Source organism: Enterococcus diestrammenae, assembly GCF_049384045.1.
GTDB lineage: Bacteria > Bacillota > Bacilli > Lactobacillales > Enterococcaceae > Enterococcus_C > Enterococcus_C diestrammenae.
Genome location: NZ_JBMRGR010000004.1, coordinates 198,958 through 214,469, shown reverse-complemented (window position 1 = coordinate 214,469; position 15,512 = coordinate 198,958). Strand labels below are relative to the sequence as shown.

At 43.1% G+C, this 15,512-nt stretch carries 13 protein-coding genes; 7 read left to right on the top strand and 6 right to left on the bottom strand.

Features of this window, described 5'->3' with window-relative positions; all coding sequences use genetic code 11:
* Positions 1-147 precede the first annotated feature (147 nt).
* On the bottom strand, positions 148-1,911 hold the full coding sequence (locus ACO03U_RS04875; protein WP_204686034.1) for a glycoside hydrolase family 13 protein: 1,764 nt from the start codon (positions 1,909-1,911) through the stop codon (positions 148-150).
* Positions 1,912-2,360: 449 nt separating this feature from the next.
* Here ACO03U_RS04875 and ACO03U_RS04870 point away from each other — a divergent pair, with 449 nt between their 5' ends.
* From ACO03U_RS04870 to ACO03U_RS04855, 4 genes are all read left to right on the top strand, one after another.
* A complete protein-coding gene (locus tag ACO03U_RS04870; protein WP_161870317.1) occupies positions 2,361-3,632 on the top strand; it encodes an extracellular solute-binding protein in 1,272 nt (423 codons plus the stop codon).
* A gap of 295 nt (positions 3,633-3,927) precedes the next feature.
* A complete protein-coding gene (locus ACO03U_RS04865) occupies positions 3,928-5,277 on the top strand; it encodes a carbohydrate ABC transporter permease (protein WP_204686033.1) in 1,350 nt (449 codons plus the stop codon).
* Between the two features lie 48 nt (positions 5,278-5,325).
* Positions 5,326-6,150, top strand: a complete 825-nt coding sequence (locus tag ACO03U_RS04860) for a sugar ABC transporter permease (RefSeq protein WP_416336755.1) — start codon at positions 5,326-5,328, stop codon at positions 6,148-6,150.
* A gap of 624 nt (positions 6,151-6,774) precedes the next feature.
* The gene (locus ACO03U_RS04855; RefSeq protein WP_204686032.1) at positions 6,775-7,137 is read left to right on the top strand and encodes a YxeA family protein; all 363 of its coding nucleotides are present in this window, start codon (positions 6,775-6,777) and stop codon (positions 7,135-7,137) included.
* A gap of 713 nt (positions 7,138-7,850) precedes the next feature.
* On the opposite strand, the gene ACO03U_RS04850 is transcribed toward ACO03U_RS04855, so the two are convergent.
* The 3 genes from ACO03U_RS04850 to ACO03U_RS04840 all read right to left on the bottom strand — a co-directional run bounded on the left by ACO03U_RS04850 (position 7,851) and on the right by ACO03U_RS04840 (position 9,996).
* Positions 7,851-8,750, bottom strand: a complete 900-nt coding sequence (locus ACO03U_RS04850) for an alpha/beta fold hydrolase (protein WP_204686029.1) — start codon at positions 8,748-8,750, stop codon at positions 7,851-7,853.
* A gap of 266 nt (positions 8,751-9,016) precedes the next feature.
* The gene (locus ACO03U_RS04845) at positions 9,017-9,478 is read right to left on the bottom strand and encodes a DIP1984 family protein (protein WP_204686027.1); all 462 of its coding nucleotides are present in this window, start codon (positions 9,476-9,478) and stop codon (positions 9,017-9,019) included.
* 80 nt (positions 9,479-9,558) lie between these two features.
* The gene (locus ACO03U_RS04840) at positions 9,559-9,996 is read right to left on the bottom strand and encodes a GNAT family N-acetyltransferase (protein ID WP_204686024.1); all 438 of its coding nucleotides are present in this window, start codon (positions 9,994-9,996) and stop codon (positions 9,559-9,561) included.
* Between the two features lie 247 nt (positions 9,997-10,243).
* Between ACO03U_RS04840 and ACO03U_RS04835 the strand changes: the two genes are divergently transcribed.
* Positions 10,244-11,812 (top strand): Nramp family divalent metal transporter, encoded by a 1,569-nt coding sequence (locus ACO03U_RS04835; protein WP_161870325.1) that lies wholly within the window; start codon positions 10,244-10,246, stop codon positions 11,810-11,812.
* Between the two features lie 58 nt (positions 11,813-11,870).
* Here the strand turns inward: ACO03U_RS04835 and modA are convergent, their stop codons facing one another.
* Positions 11,871-12,680: a molybdate ABC transporter substrate-binding protein gene (modA, locus tag ACO03U_RS04830; protein WP_204686021.1), complete on the bottom strand. Its 810-nt coding sequence runs from the start codon at positions 12,678-12,680 to the stop codon at positions 11,871-11,873.
* A gap of 197 nt (positions 12,681-12,877) precedes the next feature.
* Positions 12,878-13,228, bottom strand: coding sequence for a DUF2200 domain-containing protein (locus tag ACO03U_RS04825; protein ID WP_204686018.1), 351 nt, complete (start codon positions 13,226-13,228; stop codon positions 12,878-12,880).
* Between the two features lie 264 nt (positions 13,229-13,492).
* On the opposite strand from ACO03U_RS04825, the gene ACO03U_RS04820 reads away from it, so the two are divergent.
* Together ACO03U_RS04820 and ACO03U_RS04815 are read left to right on the top strand one after the other, a co-directional pair.
* Entirely contained in the window at positions 13,493-14,659 is a 1,167-nt protein-coding gene (locus ACO03U_RS04820; RefSeq protein WP_204686015.1) for a double-cubane-cluster-containing anaerobic reductase, read from the top strand.
* Positions 14,659-15,477 (top strand): acyl-CoA dehydratase activase, encoded by an 819-nt coding sequence (locus ACO03U_RS04815; RefSeq protein WP_204686075.1) that lies wholly within the window; start codon positions 14,659-14,661, stop codon positions 15,475-15,477. Before ACO03U_RS04820 ends, ACO03U_RS04815 begins: the two co-directional genes overlap by 1 nt.
* Positions 15,478-15,512 lie beyond the last annotated feature (35 nt).

Genomic DNA, 15,512 nt, shown 5'->3' with positions numbered 1-15,512 from the left:
CCATTCTCTTAGAATTTGTTATTATTCTTTTTGCCAATTCAACTAGTTATCACTTGACTTATAATAGTTAGTCTCTCAAAATACGCTGAAGCTTCTCTCTTTCAAAAAACCGCTGGGTGCCTTTTGGTCCGCAGCGGTTATCAGCAATTATCCTAGTAACACAAAACCTTTCGGCGACAACTGGCCTGCTTTTCCTTCCAGAGAAAGGAGATTTCCTACCAAGATTTGGTCAGGTGCCACCGTTAAATCATAGGTCACAGTTCCCGCATTAAAAATACCAGTGAGTGTCCCCGTCGATGTTTTGCGGGTCAAGCGGATGATCCCATCTGTTTCCGATACCTCATCCCAGAGCAAGTCCCCCTCTGACAAAAGCGGCTGCCAGTCTTTTCGCAACTGAACCATCTCTTTGAAGAAGGCAAACATGTCCTGGTCTTGTTCTTCTGGTTCCCATACCATGCATTTGCGACAATCTGGATCCATCTCGCCGGTCATGGAATATTCATCCCCATAATAAATACATGGAACCCCCGGCTGTAGGTAAGTGAAGGCCACTACTTGCTTCATCAAATCCTTGTCCCCTTGCGCCAGTGTCAACAGGCGTGGGGTATCGTGGGAATCCAGTACATTAAACTGAATTTGATTGGTTTGATTGCGATACAACATCAACTGGCTATTAATTTCTGACACCATCTTGTCCATAGGAATCTGGCCTTTGACAAAAAATTCCATGATGGCATCGGTATAGGCGTAGTTCATCACTGCATGGAATTCGTCCCCTTGTAGCCAAGACTGAGAAGAATGCCAGATTTCCCCCAAAATATAGAAGTCATCTTTGGTTTCATCACAAACTTGCCGGAATTTTTTCCAAAAATGATGGTCCACTTCATTGGCTACATCTAAACGCCAAGCATCAATATCAAATTCTTCAATCCAATATTTAGCAATCTTTAAGAGGTAGTCTTGTACCTCGGGGTTGGCGGTGTTGAGCTTTGGCATATGAGGGGTAAACGCAAAGACATCGTAGGTTAAGTCTTTGGCGTCCTCAAAGTCGTTTCCTGGCGTGTAAGTAGCTGGAAATTGATTGACATGGAACCAATCGGCATATTGCGAATCCGCCCCGTTTTTTACGACATCTTGCCATTGAGGTGAAACATCCCCCATATGATTAAAGACTGCATCTAGCATGACTTTGATGCCGCGTTTATGACATTCGTCAATCAGTTGTTTCAATAAGGCCGCATCCCCAAAAGCCGGATCGACCTTCAGATAATCAATGGTATCGTATTTGTGGTTTGAATAAGCTTCAAAAATTGGACAAAAATACAACCCATTGATCCCCAACTCAACGAAATGATCTAAATGATCCAGCACCCCTTGCAAATCGCCACCGAAAAAATCTTGACGATCCGGCGCTTTAGAACCCCACGGCAGGGTCCCTTCTGGATCATTGGTAGGATCACCATTAGCAAAGCGTTCAGGAAAGATTTGATACCAAACCGTCCCTTTAACCCATTCCGGTGCTTTAAAGCGATCGACTTCATGAAAATAAGGCATGCGGAAATAATTATTGGGCATTTCGAGGAACTCTTGCGCAAAGGGAAAAACACCATGATCGCCATAAAAGACCTCAGTTCCATCGTAGCCCTGCAAAAGAAAACCATAGGATAGGCGTTTAAATTTAGCGCTTACTTCGCAAACCCAGTAATCATACAGATTAGTGGTCAAATACCGAGTCATTGCCACCGGTGTTTCAAAGCCATCTACTTGATGAATCAAATAAGGATCGCCAAAGAGCAAACTGACACCTTTTAAATCTCCTCTGGCGGTGCGTAAGCGCAAATGCATGGTCTCTTTCGTGTACAGATAAGCAAATTCACTATCGGGACGATGATAAATCGCTGCTGTGTTCATATTCTTCACCTTTCTCGAACTTTAGGCCCACACTACACCACTGGACCAGTTCGTTTCCTTTACAATTTCTACGCCCTCATTATGGCATATGCTGCAAGCTATTTCAAGAATTTTAAGCAAACGATTGCACAACATTTTATTCTTGTGGCAAAAATGATTGCAATTCCCTTTAAGGATAGGAAAAGCTGGCCCACCTACTAGACAAGAGCTTGTTTGATTCATAAGATTGCTCACTTATTTTTCTGCTATTTAGTAGAAAGGATATGCCCTTAAAAAAGTCACTACTTAATAAGAAATACCGCCTTATTTGTCCTCAATAAAATAAAAACAGTAAAATAGTTCTTCATTTTTAGAGGAAAACCCTTGACTATTTCCGCAATCGGTTGCATAATGTATTTGTAAGCGACATCATCTTTACCAATTAGGCACAACTATGGAGGGAAAAAGAAATGAAAGCAAACTGGAAAAAATTATTGATGAGCGGCGCAGTCTTAGGCTTATCCGCAATCACACTTGCAGCTTGTGGCGGGAGCGGCGACGATACCGCTAGCAGTGGCAAACCAGCTACTTCCGGCTCAGGTGACGCAACCAAAATCGCAGGGGACTTGAAACTGTGGGTCGACACTGACCACGTCAAAGCCATCCAAGGAATCGTGGATGATTTTGTCGCCGAAAATCCTGATGTCAAAGTCAAAGTTACCGCCGGTTCATCCGCAGATGCCAAAGCTGATGTTTCCAAGGACCCAGAAAAAGCTGCCGATGTCTTTATGATGCCTCATGATCAAGTAGGTCAAATGGCCGAAGCTGGACTCTTATATCCAGTAGGTAAAAAACAAGCCGAAACCATCAAAGAAAACAACACTGAAGCTTCCGTCAACGGGGTGACTTGGAAGGATAAGATTTATGGCTACCCATATGGTGTGGAATCACAAGTCCTCTATTATAACAAAGCCAAACTTTCAGCAGATGATGTCAAAACTTGGGAAACCTTGACTGAAAAAGGCAAAATTGGTACGAACTTCGGTGAGGCCGGTGCCAACTATATCTTCGGTCCATTATTTATGAGTAATGGTGATCTCCTTTACGGTGAAAACGGGGAAGATTTGCAAGGTACCAACTTCAACAATGAACAAGGGATTGAAGTCATGAAATGGATTGCTGCTCAAAAAGACAATCCAGGCGTTGTCCAATCCGCTGATTCTGCTTTAAGTAACTTGCAATCTGGTAAAACGGATGCCTTCCTAAGCGGTCCTTGGTCTAAAAATGATGTTGAAAAAGCACTGGGAGACAATATGGCCGTGGCAGCCTATCCGACTATTGACTTCGGTAGTGGTGCAAAACAAATGATGGCCTTTATGGGTGTTAAATTGTACGGTGTTAACCAACAAACCGAAGCACCATTAGCAGCCATGGCTTTAGCTGAATACATCACTAACAAAGAGGCCCAAATGATTGAATTTGAAACAAACGGCGTGATCCCTTCTAATAAGGAAGCACAAGCCGATAGCAAAGTCACTGACGATGCTGTGGCCAAAGCAGTAATGGAAATGACCGACCCTGAACACACTGTTGTCATGCCAAAATTACCTGAAATGGTTTCCTTCTGGCCACCAATGGATGCCTTAATCAATGATGCCTACAAAGGCAATATTCCTGAATCTGACTTCCAAGCAAAACTGGACAAATTTGTGGCGGATACCTCTAAAGAAGTAAAAGAATAATTCCTTGCTTTCTCAAGGCAAGCCCCTACGCTTGATGGCTTATCTCTGACAGATGCAACGGATAACCTGGGAAGACCTCGTGATTACTTACTCCCGTCAACGGGGTCTTTTCCTTTTAGCTAATTTTCTAGCCTCGATATTTTTGGCTACTAAAAGCTTCACCTTGAAGAATGAAAAAAACGTCACTTCACCTCACCAATTGGACTGAGGTCTGACATTTCTCTTTTAAAATTGCTAAAGACTCCGCCAACCGGAGACTTCGGCGCCTAACACCCAGAAAGTAAGGTGAAAATCCATGTTCAAAAAAAAGAATGGTCCGAAACCCATCACTTATCGCGAATTATTTAAAAAAGGCGATCTGCCTACGAAATTATCTTTTCTCGTGATGGGCGCGGCCAATTTGGCTAACAAACAAATCTTAAAGGGTCTGATCTTCTTAGCAACACAAGTCGGCATCATCGGCTGGCTCTTTTATGCCGGTTTCCATACTTTAGCCATGTTACAGACGCTAGGAACCAAAGAACAAGGCCTAGTCTACAATGAAGACCTCGGTATCGATATCTTGCAAAAAGGCGACAACTCCATGTTGATTTTACTTTTTGGGATCGCGGCCATCTTGATTTGTATCCTTTTGATCATTATGTATATTATCAATTTACGTAGCGCACGCAATATCTACGAACTAAAGCAAGCCGGCAAAAAGATTCCTTCGACTAAAGATGACTTGGTAAGCTTGGTGAATGAACGCTTCCATGCTACGTTGATGACCATCCCTTTGTTGGGGGTACTGTTTTTCACAGTATTGCCGTTACTCTACATGATTTCCATCGCCTTTACCAACTACGATCACAAACACTTGCCGCCCAAGAGCCTCTTTACCTGGGTCGGCTTTGAAAACTTCAGCAATGTCATCACAGGGGATATGGCTAGCACCTTCTTCCCGGTATTGGGTTGGACATTGATTTGGGCTGTCTTGGCCACCGTCACTAATTTCTTTTTCGGGGTCATCTTAGCACTCTTAATCCAATCCAAAGGCATCAAATACAAGAAATTCTGGCGGACAATCTTCGTCATCACCATGGCAGTCCCCCAATTTGTTTCCTTATTAATCATGCGCAACTTGCTTAATGGCGCGGGACCCATCAACTCTATTTTGATGAATTTAGGTTGGATTGACAGCGCCATCCCATTTCTAACCGATCCTATGTGGGCCAAAATTACCGTCATTATCGTCAATATGTGGATTGGGATTCCTGTCACCATGCTGGTTTCCACTGGGATTATTCAAAATTTGGATCGCGATCAAATCGAAGCCGCGGAAATCGATGGTGCCAATAAATTCCAAATTTTCCGTAACATCACCTTCCCACAAATTTTATTTGTCATGACGCCAGCTTTGATTCAACAGTTTATCGGTAACATCAATAACTTCAACGTTATCTTCTTGTTAACCGGTGGGGGCCCTACCAACTCTGACTTTTACGGTGCCGGTTCCACTGATCTGTTAGTTACCTGGCTGTACAATTTGACTGTCAATACCATGGACTACAACTTAGCCTCGGTTATCGGGATTTTGATCTTTATCCTCTCCGCAGTCTTCAGTCTAATCATGTACACACGGACCAATTCATTCAAGGAGGCGTAAAAAATGGCCGTACAAACAAAAAAGAAAAACTATCACAACCGCCAAAAGATGACCCGCACCTTGATTTATGCTATTTTAATCATCATGGCCGTGGTTTGGATGTTCCCTATCTTTTGGATTGTCCTCACTAGTTTCCGTAATGAAGGTGGGGCCTTCGTTCCGTATATTATTCCCAAAGAGTTTACCTTAAGCAACTACATTAACTTATTGACGGACGCTTCTGGCAACTATCCTTTTGTTCGCTGGTTTTTAAACACTTTGTTTGTTGCCGTCATCAGTTGTCTGTTATCCACTTTTATCACCATCGCCATGGCCTATGCTTTGAGCCGCCTACGCTTTAAGTTACGGAAACCATTTTTAAAAGTCGCTTTGGTGTTAAACATGTTCCCTGGCTTTATGAGCATGATCGCTGTTTACTACATCTTGAAAGCTTTAAACCTGACCCAAAGTCTCTTTGCTTTGATTCTCGTCTACTCGGCAGGGGCAGCTCTTGGTTTTTATATCGCCAAAGGATTTTTTGATACAATTCCAATGGCCCTTGATGAGTCAGCCATGATCGATGGCGCCAATAAGTGGCAGATTTTTACCAAAATTACCTTACCGCTATCCAAACCGATCATTGTCTATACTGCCTTGATGGCTTTTATGGCTCCTTGGATGGACTTTATCTTTGCCCGCATCATCATGGGAGACAAGATCCAAAACTACACGGTGGCTATCGGATTATATACGATGATGACCCGCACCACTGCTAATGCCTTGTTTATGACCTTTACCGCAGGCTGTGTCCTGATTGCCATTCCAATCACCTTATTGTTTATCTATATGCAAAAATACTACGTGGAGGGCATTACTTCCGGATCTGTGAAATAATCACATAACTCATGGAGCGGTACCGAGAAAGTCGGTACTGCTCTTTTTGTTTGGCCAACAAAGATAACACTTGACCACTTTTTTCTTTTTTAGGAAATAAATGAAGTCTTTTAGTTAAACCCTTGATTTGACGGTCTTTTTAAGCTAATTCGCGTCACTTTTTGCTTGATATTTTATTCAAATAAACACTAAAAAATTGTTATCGGTGCCAAAACGTTGTATCCTAATCTTGTAAACAAACGAGCAGTATCCATAGGAACCCCCGTTAAGCATTTGGACTGTTCTAACAGAGATTTTTGCAAAATGGTTTCCCCCTTCCCCTTTTACCGTTTTGCAGTCCAGTTGGAACCCATCTGATAGTTTCAATAACAATACCTTCTTACTTTAGTCGTTGTTTGAATTGAAAACTTCCGCAACACCCTATAGATACACTCCCCCCTCAAGCCGAAAGTCCCCCGCTTTCGGTTTTTTTATTTTGAAATGAGATTAAACGAACTGGTTGCAAAGCGGTGATTTACCATCGCTTTTTATGACAGAAATGTTAGCTCAATGATCGCTATTTCGATGTTGTCAAAAATAAAAAAGAGCTATAATCAAAATACTTAAATGGAAAGAAGGATCCTAATGAAACTAAAATTTGGCATCGGATTGTTAGTAGCAGCCTTTGTGGCGATTGGTTTTTATAAATTTGCGGAGGTCAACCTTATGAAAGGTGACCCTTATTACGTACAGATCACCACAGATGGCGAAAAATTTACTTACAAAGCAGACAATGGCCAAAGCTTTACGGACTATCGCTACCAGCTTACAGGCTATGATGAAAATGGTAAAGAACGCGCGTTAGATTTTAATGCTAACCGTGACCGTCCCCTTAGAAAATCAGCCTACCTAAGAGTTTCCTATAACACTAAGAAACAAGAAGTAACTCAGTGGGAAGAAGTCCAAAAAGAAGCCATTCCAGCTAAAGCTTTAGCAAAATTAGAATAACCCCCTCGCAAAAAAAGAAAACAGGGCAGACTCGTTTCCTGAGAATCCCTCGGGTTGTAGTGGGACCGGTAAATGCCAACTAAAGACCCGTTGTCATTTACCTTGTCGAAGTCAAACTTGTTGTAAGTCCAACAAAATCGTTGGACAACAACAAGTAATTCCTCGTACATCCTTAACACTACAACCCAAGAGATTCTCCTCCAACAAGTCCGCCCTGTTTTATCGATAAGCGCTTTATTCCCTTTGCTTCGTAAATCCAGCAAATTTTTTTCTTGTAGGGTGGCAGATGTACCGTGAAAAAGGTGAGATTTAGCGTAGTAGAATTGGATTGACAGTAGCTAGACCGTCAACCCAATTCCTAGGTCGCTATATTTCACCTTTTTCGGGCATCAAAATATCGGCATGATAGGCCACTTAATTCCTGATACTTTAGGCTTTTTGGAGCTTATTTTTTAAGTTCTTTATCTATCAAAAAACCGTGAACTCGCGATGCCTCCATGCTCCGCGAGTTCACGGTTTTTTGTTAACGAAGATCTGCGAACATTTCAGGATTCCAAAAGACTAAACTTGCAAGAAATTAAAGAAAATCGGTCAGACTTGCTTTTGGAGAATCCCTCAGGTACTACAATTTGAAAGATTCTCCAGAAGTAAGCTCTCTTTTTTTATCATCAACATATTTTCTTTGGCTTACCAAGTTTCGTTAGCCTTACTGCTTAAACGGTTCCCAATGTTCCCAGATCGGCAAAAAGCAAAATTAAATCATAAGCTTTTTGGTGGTGAATTTCATTTAAAATTTCGTGTTTCATCCCTGGTAGTTCGCGGCTCTCAACTTTTTGGTAACCTATTTTTCGTAGTGTTTTAATCGTATCGGCTATCCCTTTAGAACCACCGGTAATTTTGGTATCTTCTGCTCCTACCAGATTCAAAATCGGTAATTGCGGTTTTTCGCAGCGATACTTGTGATAAGCTTTCAGTCCATGATCCCCTTCCCAAATGGTCAGCAGACTACGCACAGGATAGACTTTCACCATTTTAGGATCTTCCTTAGCTCGCGCGTTATTTTCAGGATTATTTGATAGCCAATCATGGGCGACACCTAAATTGCCTGATAAATAGTTTAAAACTTTACTTTCTTGCTCATTGCCCCGTATTTTGGTAAAGCCTCTCCCTAGTTTTACCGCTAAAGGCACGACTGGTACGTAATTGGCCGTTCCTGTCAAAATCAAGCGATCCAACTGAGCATCATGTTGTTGCAAATAATTACGAGCAATAATCGAGCCAAAGGAGTGCCCAAATAGTGTCAAAGGTAGTCCTGGGTATTTTCCTTTGATAAAAGCGGTGATTGCTACTTGATCTGCCACTAATTGCTGAAAGTCCATCATGATGCCATGAGGATCTTTAGCAGAGACTGAGCCCCCGTGTCCCCGATTGTCTGATAAAACCACCACATACCCCGCCTGATTCATAAACTGGGCAAAGGGAAAGTAGCGTTCCTTGTATTCCAAAGCCCCGTGTATAATCTGTAAAATCCCCCGTGGTTGATCAGCAGGAAATAAGGCCAGTTCTAGTTTTGTGCCATTTTCAGTATTCAATTGATAATAATTTGCTGTCATTTCAATCCTCCTCGTCTGTCTAGCTGTATGTATTGAAAAAGAGCGGGCAATTTGCCCACCCCTGATTGGTCACTAGTCCCACTACCCACCCTCACAGCTTTAAACTGATAACTGGTAATAAACATAAAAGATGACGACGTTGCCATCCGTCTAAGTTGTCATGAGAAGCTATCACTTGTTACAACACCTAGTCAAGTTTCAAAATGGCTCCATTGTTGGTTTTGTTATCCCAATTTAAAGGCTGCTACTCACTATGATTGGACGACTTATTCCGGCAGATCTGTCTGCCAATTGGTCTCTTGGATGGCGACATCAAATTCCCGGATTTTCTTGGCGATTTGATCCCGTTTCCGATGATATTCTGGTAAATCAATCGTCACCACCATGCGGATCTCCGAGCGTGAATACATATCTTGCCGTTGTTCAGCGCTGTTAATGGCTTCTTCCAACATCTGGAAGTCCCGCCGTGCCGCTTCTCGAGCTTCAATAGCCGCTGTCAACGTCATCTTCAGTTTGTCAATCACAACGACCGCATTGGTTTCATTGATCTGGGTAATCAATTCGGCTAGTTCTCGACTAGTTTCTTGATAAGTTTGTAAAATCGCTGCTGGCGCGACAGAAGGTTGATCACCTTCTTGCACCCGCACATTTGCCCGCATTTGATTTTTCAACTGTTGTAGTTTGACCTGCAAATCTTTTCTAGTGATTAAACACTCAGCTAATTTCATGCTAGTTGCCCCTTTTCTTTTCCTATGTGATGGCTAGTTCCAGTGTAACGGAGCTAAGCAAATTCCACAACCAAGGCGCTTTATTCAAACCGTTTGTCCATTTTGATATGGGGAACCGGTGCATGAGCCATTTGATAAATGTTACCAAATGCTCGATAACCCAATTTTTCATAAAAAGCCTGCGCTGATACTCGTGCTTCCAGCCAAACACCTCGAGCACCTGCTTCTTGGGCCATTTCTTCTAACTTTTGTAGTAATTGACGCCCAACCCCACGACTTTGAATTTCCGGATCGACACACAAATAATCCACCGCCTGCCAGTTGTCTTCTTGCTGACTCATCACACCTACTCCCAACAATTGACTAGCTTCATAGGCGCCCAAGATCAAGGCTTGGCTTTCCTTAGAGAAATCTTCATCGGCAATATTTAACCCCAGTGGTTGCCGCATCACACGATTACGCAACGCTAAGGTTTCTTTGTAAGCCGTGGTACCGTATACGATTGTTTGCAATTCCATTTGACTATCCCTTCCACTAATTGAATTGCCTTTATTTTAACGCAGCCGCCGAACTTTCGCAAAAATCCTCCGTTACTCCAAAAAGCCCCATCCTTTCATTTCAAGAAAGCTTTCCTTCTATGCTAGAATGAAAAAAACGACTGTTTCATAAGTTTAAAGATGATTTTTAGGTTCACCTAACTTTTTTCTTTTATTTTCAGAAAAGTGGGTGTACAATGACACCAATTAGGAGAAAGAAGGAATTTGGATGCACCAAAATCACTCGAAGTCCAACAAATTGGTTACGCGTACCAATGGATTATCCTTGGAAGAAATCAATGGTACGGTTAAAGTTCCCAAAGGCAAGGGCTTTTGGCGAACGCTATTCGCTTATTCTGGACCAGGAGCCTTAGTAGCAGTGGGCTACATGGATCCCGGTAACTGGTCCACCTCCATCACCGGTGGGCAAAACTTTCAATACTTACTGATGTCAGTCATCTTGATATCCAGTCTGATTGCCATGCTCCTTCAATACATGGCAGCAAAACTGGGCATCGTCACACAGATGGATTTGGCGCAAGCAATCCGGGCTCGGACTAGCAAACGCTTAGGGATTATTTTATGGATTATCACTGAGCTTGCCATTATGGCTACGGATATTGCAGAGGTTATTGGGGCGGCGATTGCCTTGTATTTACTCTTTCATATCCCCCTTGTCATCGCCGTGTTTATTACGGTTTTCGATGTCTTGTTGCTCTTATTATTGACTAAGATTGGTTTTCGAAAAATCGAAGGCATCGTGGTCTGCTTGATTTTTGTCATTCTCTTTGTCTTCGTTTATCAAGTAGCGTTGTCTCATCCGGATTGGAGTGAAGTGATCAAAGGTTTTATCCCTACTACTAAAACTTTTTCTGAGGGAACGGTCGTCAATGGGCAAACACCCCTTGCTGGCTCTTTAGGAATCATTGGTGCTACGGTGATGCCTCACAATTTATACCTCCATTCGGCGGTTTCCCAGACACGAGCTGTCGATCACAGCGACCAAGAAGAAGTGGCGCAAGCGGTGCGTTTCACCACTTGGGATTCGAATATTCAACTATCGATGGCTTTTATTGTCAATGCCTTACTCTTAATCATGGGAGTCGCCGTCTTCAAATCAGGGACTGTGGCTGACCCTTCCTTTTTCGGCCTGTTTCAAGCATTGTCCGATCCAAGTACCATGAGCAATGGGATTTTAGTCGAAGTTGCCAGAACTGGAATTTTATCCACGCTTTTCGCAGTAGCACTGCTAGCTTCTGGCCAGAATTCGACCATCACAGGTACCTTAACCGGTCAAGTGATCATGGAAGGTTTCATTCATTTACGAATTCCACTTTGGGTAAGACGCTTAGTTACCCGCTTGATTTCGGTAGTGCCAGTAATGATCTGTGTCCTCTTTACCCAAAGTGACGATCCCGTGCAAGAACACACAGCGCTAAACAACTTGATGAACAACTCGCAGGTCTTCTTGGCTTTTGCCTTACCGTTTTCGATGCTGCCCCTACTGATGATGACCAACAATAGCGCAATGATGGGAACCCGCTTCCGCAATCGCCCTATTTTACAAGTACTCGGCTGGATTTCCGTGATTGCATTGACCTTTTTGAACTTACGGGGATTGCCTGATGATATCAGAGGCTTTTTCGGTAGCCAGGCCACAGCTAGTCAACTCCAGATGGCTAACCTAATTGCCTATTTACTAATCATTGCGGTTCTCGCTTTGCTGGCATGGACGGTAAGAGACCTTTATCATAGTAACAAAGCCTACGAAGAAAACCAGAAACTGCATAAGCAATAAATAGATAGCCCTAGACCAGTTGTGCAATACACCTCGTCTAGGGCTATTTTCGAAATTATTATTTGGTTGAAGCTAAAGGAGTAAACCCATACTCACGAAAAATAGCGGCCGCTTTGTCCGATTGTAAAAAGGCGAGAAAATCCTTGGTAGCTTGCGGATGCTGACTCGTTTTCACCACTGCCGCTGGATAAAGAATCGGTTCGCTCAAACTAGCTGCCGGTGCTTCATCAATGACCGTCACCTGATCAGTGGTCTTCGCATCTGTTTCATAAACCAGCCCGGCTTCAGCACTGCCGGCCGCTACCCAATGAAGAACTTCCGTCACATTGGTCCCAAGACTAAAACGATTGGCTAGTGAACCCCATAGATTGAGTTTTTCTAAAATAGCTTGGGCATATTGACCAGCTGGGACACTTTCAGGATCACCGATAGCAATACTAGTGGCTTTGGTGAGATCACCAAAGCTTTTTAGTTGAGCAGGATTATCATTGGGCGTAATCAAGACAACCTTGTTTTCTAAAATATTTTCCACAGTGGTCTTGTCCACTAAGTCCTCAGCGGTTAAGGCATCAATCTGCTTCGTAGCTGCCGAAAAAAATAAATCCGCCTCCATGCCTGCCTCAATCTGAGTCTGCAGCTTCCCTGAGCTATCATAAGTGCCTTCCACGGTAATTGTCGGATGAGCTTTTTCGTACATAGGGATTAATTTTTCTTGGAAAGCATACTCTAGACTTGAGGCTGCTGCGATTTTCAACGTTGTTTTGGGTTTAATTGTTTTAGCTGTCCTTTGGGCTCCTTCAGTGTCACTACAACCAGAAATTCCCAAAAGCAAAGTCAACACTAGCAATAGTTTAGATAAATATTTCAAATTACTTTCCCCCAAATACAAGGTAGACCCGTTTTCCCATCGTATCTCCCGATTTTTAAGCGCTTTCTTCAAATAGAGTCTAACACGCTCTCCTAAAAAAAGATAGCGGAAATCTAAAATATTTTTTTACCGTCTAAAATATTTTAATTAAAAAAAGCTTATCTAGCCAGTTAACCGCCAGACAAGCTTTTTACTTCTTAGCTTCGTAAAATTTTAGCCAAAGCCTTCCCTTTAGCCAATTCATCCACCAACTTATCCATATAGCGGATTTCTTGCATCAAAGGCTCCTCAATATTCTCCACCCGTACGCCACAGACGACTCCTTTGATTAGGCTACGATTGGGATTCAATTGTGGGGCTTCTGCAAAAAACTGTTCCAAATCAACTGCTGCTGCAATTTGTGCCAGCAACTGCTCCTGAGTATAGCCAGTCAACCAACGAAGCACTTCATCAAGCTCGGCTTGGGTACGGTCTTTTCGCTCCACTTTGTTGACATACAAGGGATAGATACTTGCAAAGGTCATATGATATACTTTTGGATCCGCCATTTTGCTTCCTCATTTCTAGTTTTGATTATTGTACCATTTCTTTGTTAGGAAGAAAGCACAAATGCTCGTTATCATTAAGACTCCCTAATGTTTCAAAAATTTTATTTTTTAATAATTAATATTTTTTAGCGATTCTCTTTGTCTTCTCTCATGAAAGATTGTCAAACTGAAAAGCAACGATTATACTTCGATTGTTACCGTTTACATACGCTGATAGGCAGCGCTATCTTTTCAAAATATATCATAGACAAAGAGGTCGATTACATGGAAGTTAAAACAACGTTACCAGAAATTTTCGATGAATTTGGTGAAGCGCGCCAACAAGGATTTCTCGCCGTCAAAGAGATGAAGAAAAACGGACAGCCGGTGGTAGGCGTCTACTGTACCTTTATGCCAGAAGAGCTCGTCTTAGCCGCTGGAGCGATTCAAATCAGCTTGTGCTCCACTTCTGATGAAACCATCCCTGATGCGGAAGAAGATCTCCCCCGCAACCTTTGCCCCTTGATTAAATCCAGTTACGGCTTTGGCAAGACGGACAAATGCCCGTATTTTTATTTTTCCGACTTGGTAGTTGGCGAAACCACTTGTGATGGCAAGAAAAAAATGTACGAATACATGGCGGGATTCAAGGATCTGTATTTGATGCAACTTCCCCACAATCGTGACACCGTCGCTAGCAAACAACTTTGGTACAGTGAGTTGGTGGCCTTCAAAGAAAAACTGGAGGACTATTTCGATGTGACCGTCACCGAGGATGCCATCCGCCAAGCCATTCACTTAAAAAATCGGGAACGTATCGCAAAACAAAATTTCTATCGCTTAGGCCAATTAAATCCTCCCGCTATCGCTGGTAGCGAAATCTTCAAAGTCATGTACGGGGCGCAATACAAGTTTGACAAAGAGGAAATCATTACCACTCTGGAAGAAACCACCGCCAAAGTCAAAGCTCAATATTTGGCAGGTCTACGGCTAGACGATAAGCCTCGAATTTTAGTCACTGGCTCTCCCATCGGTGGCGTGACAGAAAAAGTCATCCGTGCCATCGAAGAAAATGGGGCGATTGTCGTCGCCTTCGAAAACTGTACCGTCGCCAAAGCTGTCGAAAAACTTGTCGACGAAACCCAGCCGGATGTCTATCAAGCCTTAACCGACAAATATTTGCAAATTGGTTGCGCTTGCATGTCCAACAATCAGCCCCGAAAAGAGCTGTTGAGTCAAATGATCGATGACTATCAAGTCGATGGTGTCATCGATATGGTCTTGCAAAACTGTATTCCATTCTCTGTGGAATCGTTGCAGATAAAACGTTACTTACAAGAAGAAAAACAAACACCCTATATGTATCTTGAAACAGATTACTCCACTGCTGATGTAGAACAAATCAATACTCGTGTAGCTGCCTTTATCGAAATGTTGGCGGTGACGGTGTGATGAAGGTCATCGGCTTGGATTCTGGCTCCACCACCACAAAAGGCGTGTTATTTAACGACCGCCAATTGGTTAAAAAGCATCTGGTTCCCACTGCTGGAGACCCCCAAAAAGCCATGGTGCAAGTATTAGCCGCTTTGGATTGTGCTGCACAATTAACGGATGACGCCAAAGTCTCTTCAGTTGATGAGGATATATTTCTAGTCACCACAGGCTATGGGCGCAAACTCTTACCAGCAGATTTAATCGTTACGGAAATCACCTGTCATGGAAAAGGGGCGGAATATTTACGACCAGGCACCGGGCAAGTCATCGATATCGGCGGCCAAGACAGCAAGACTATTTTACTCAATGCACAAGGTGGTGTTAGTGAATTTAGCATGAACGATCGCTGTGCTGCCGGGACCGGACGTTTTGTAGAAGTCATGATGCGCACACTAGGGGAAGACATTGAAGTCCTTGATGAATTTGTCGCTGATGCCAGCCCAGTCACCATCAACAGCATGTGTACCGTGTTTGCTGAATCAGAAGTCATCAGTTTGATTGCCAAAGGCCAACGCCGAGAGGATATCGCACTCGGCGTGCTCCACGCCATCGCCAAGCGCATCAACAGTCAATACAGCAAACTGCGCCCGCCCAAAGGAGCCCCCATACTTTTCACCGGTGGACTTTCGGCAAGTCGCACTTTTACAGAAGTGCTCGCCCAACACGTAGCTGCTCCAGTCATCACTGATCCTCTCTCCCAATACGCCGGAGCGCTGGGAGCTGCTCAAATTGGATTGAAAAAATGTGAGAAACAACGGGTAACCATACTTTCGTGATTAAACAAACAGGACAACCCCACGATTAATTGTGG

Coding starts and splice junctions, on each gene's coding strand:
- ACO03U_RS04875 (WP_204686034.1), bottom strand. CDS start 1,911: ATGAACACAGCAGCGATTTATCATCGTCCCGATAGTGAATTTGCTTAT.
- ACO03U_RS04870 (WP_161870317.1), top strand. CDS start 2,361: ATGAAAGCAAACTGGAAAAAATTATTGATGAGCGGCGCAGTCTTAGGC.
- ACO03U_RS04865 (WP_204686033.1), top strand. CDS start 3,928: ATGTTCAAAAAAAAGAATGGTCCGAAACCCATCACTTATCGCGAATTA.
- ACO03U_RS04860 (WP_416336755.1), top strand. CDS start 5,326: ATGACCCGCACCTTGATTTATGCTATTTTAATCATCATGGCCGTGGTT.
- ACO03U_RS04855 (WP_204686032.1), top strand. CDS start 6,775: ATGAAACTAAAATTTGGCATCGGATTGTTAGTAGCAGCCTTTGTGGCG.
- ACO03U_RS04850 (WP_204686029.1), bottom strand. CDS start 8,750: ATGACAGCAAATTATTATCAATTGAATACTGAAAATGGCACAAAACTA.
- ACO03U_RS04845 (WP_204686027.1), bottom strand. CDS start 9,478: ATGAAATTAGCTGAGTGTTTAATCACTAGAAAAGATTTGCAGGTCAAA.
- ACO03U_RS04840 (WP_204686024.1), bottom strand. CDS start 9,996: ATGGAATTGCAAACAATCGTATACGGTACCACGGCTTACAAAGAAACC.
- ACO03U_RS04835 (WP_161870325.1), top strand. CDS start 10,244: ATGCACCAAAATCACTCGAAGTCCAACAAATTGGTTACGCGTACCAAT.
- ACO03U_RS04825 (WP_204686018.1), bottom strand. CDS start 13,228: ATGGCGGATCCAAAAGTATATCATATGACCTTTGCAAGTATCTATCCC.
- ACO03U_RS04820 (WP_204686015.1), top strand. CDS start 13,493: ATGGAAGTTAAAACAACGTTACCAGAAATTTTCGATGAATTTGGTGAA.
- ACO03U_RS04815 (WP_204686075.1), top strand. CDS start 14,659: ATGAAGGTCATCGGCTTGGATTCTGGCTCCACCACCACAAAAGGCGTG.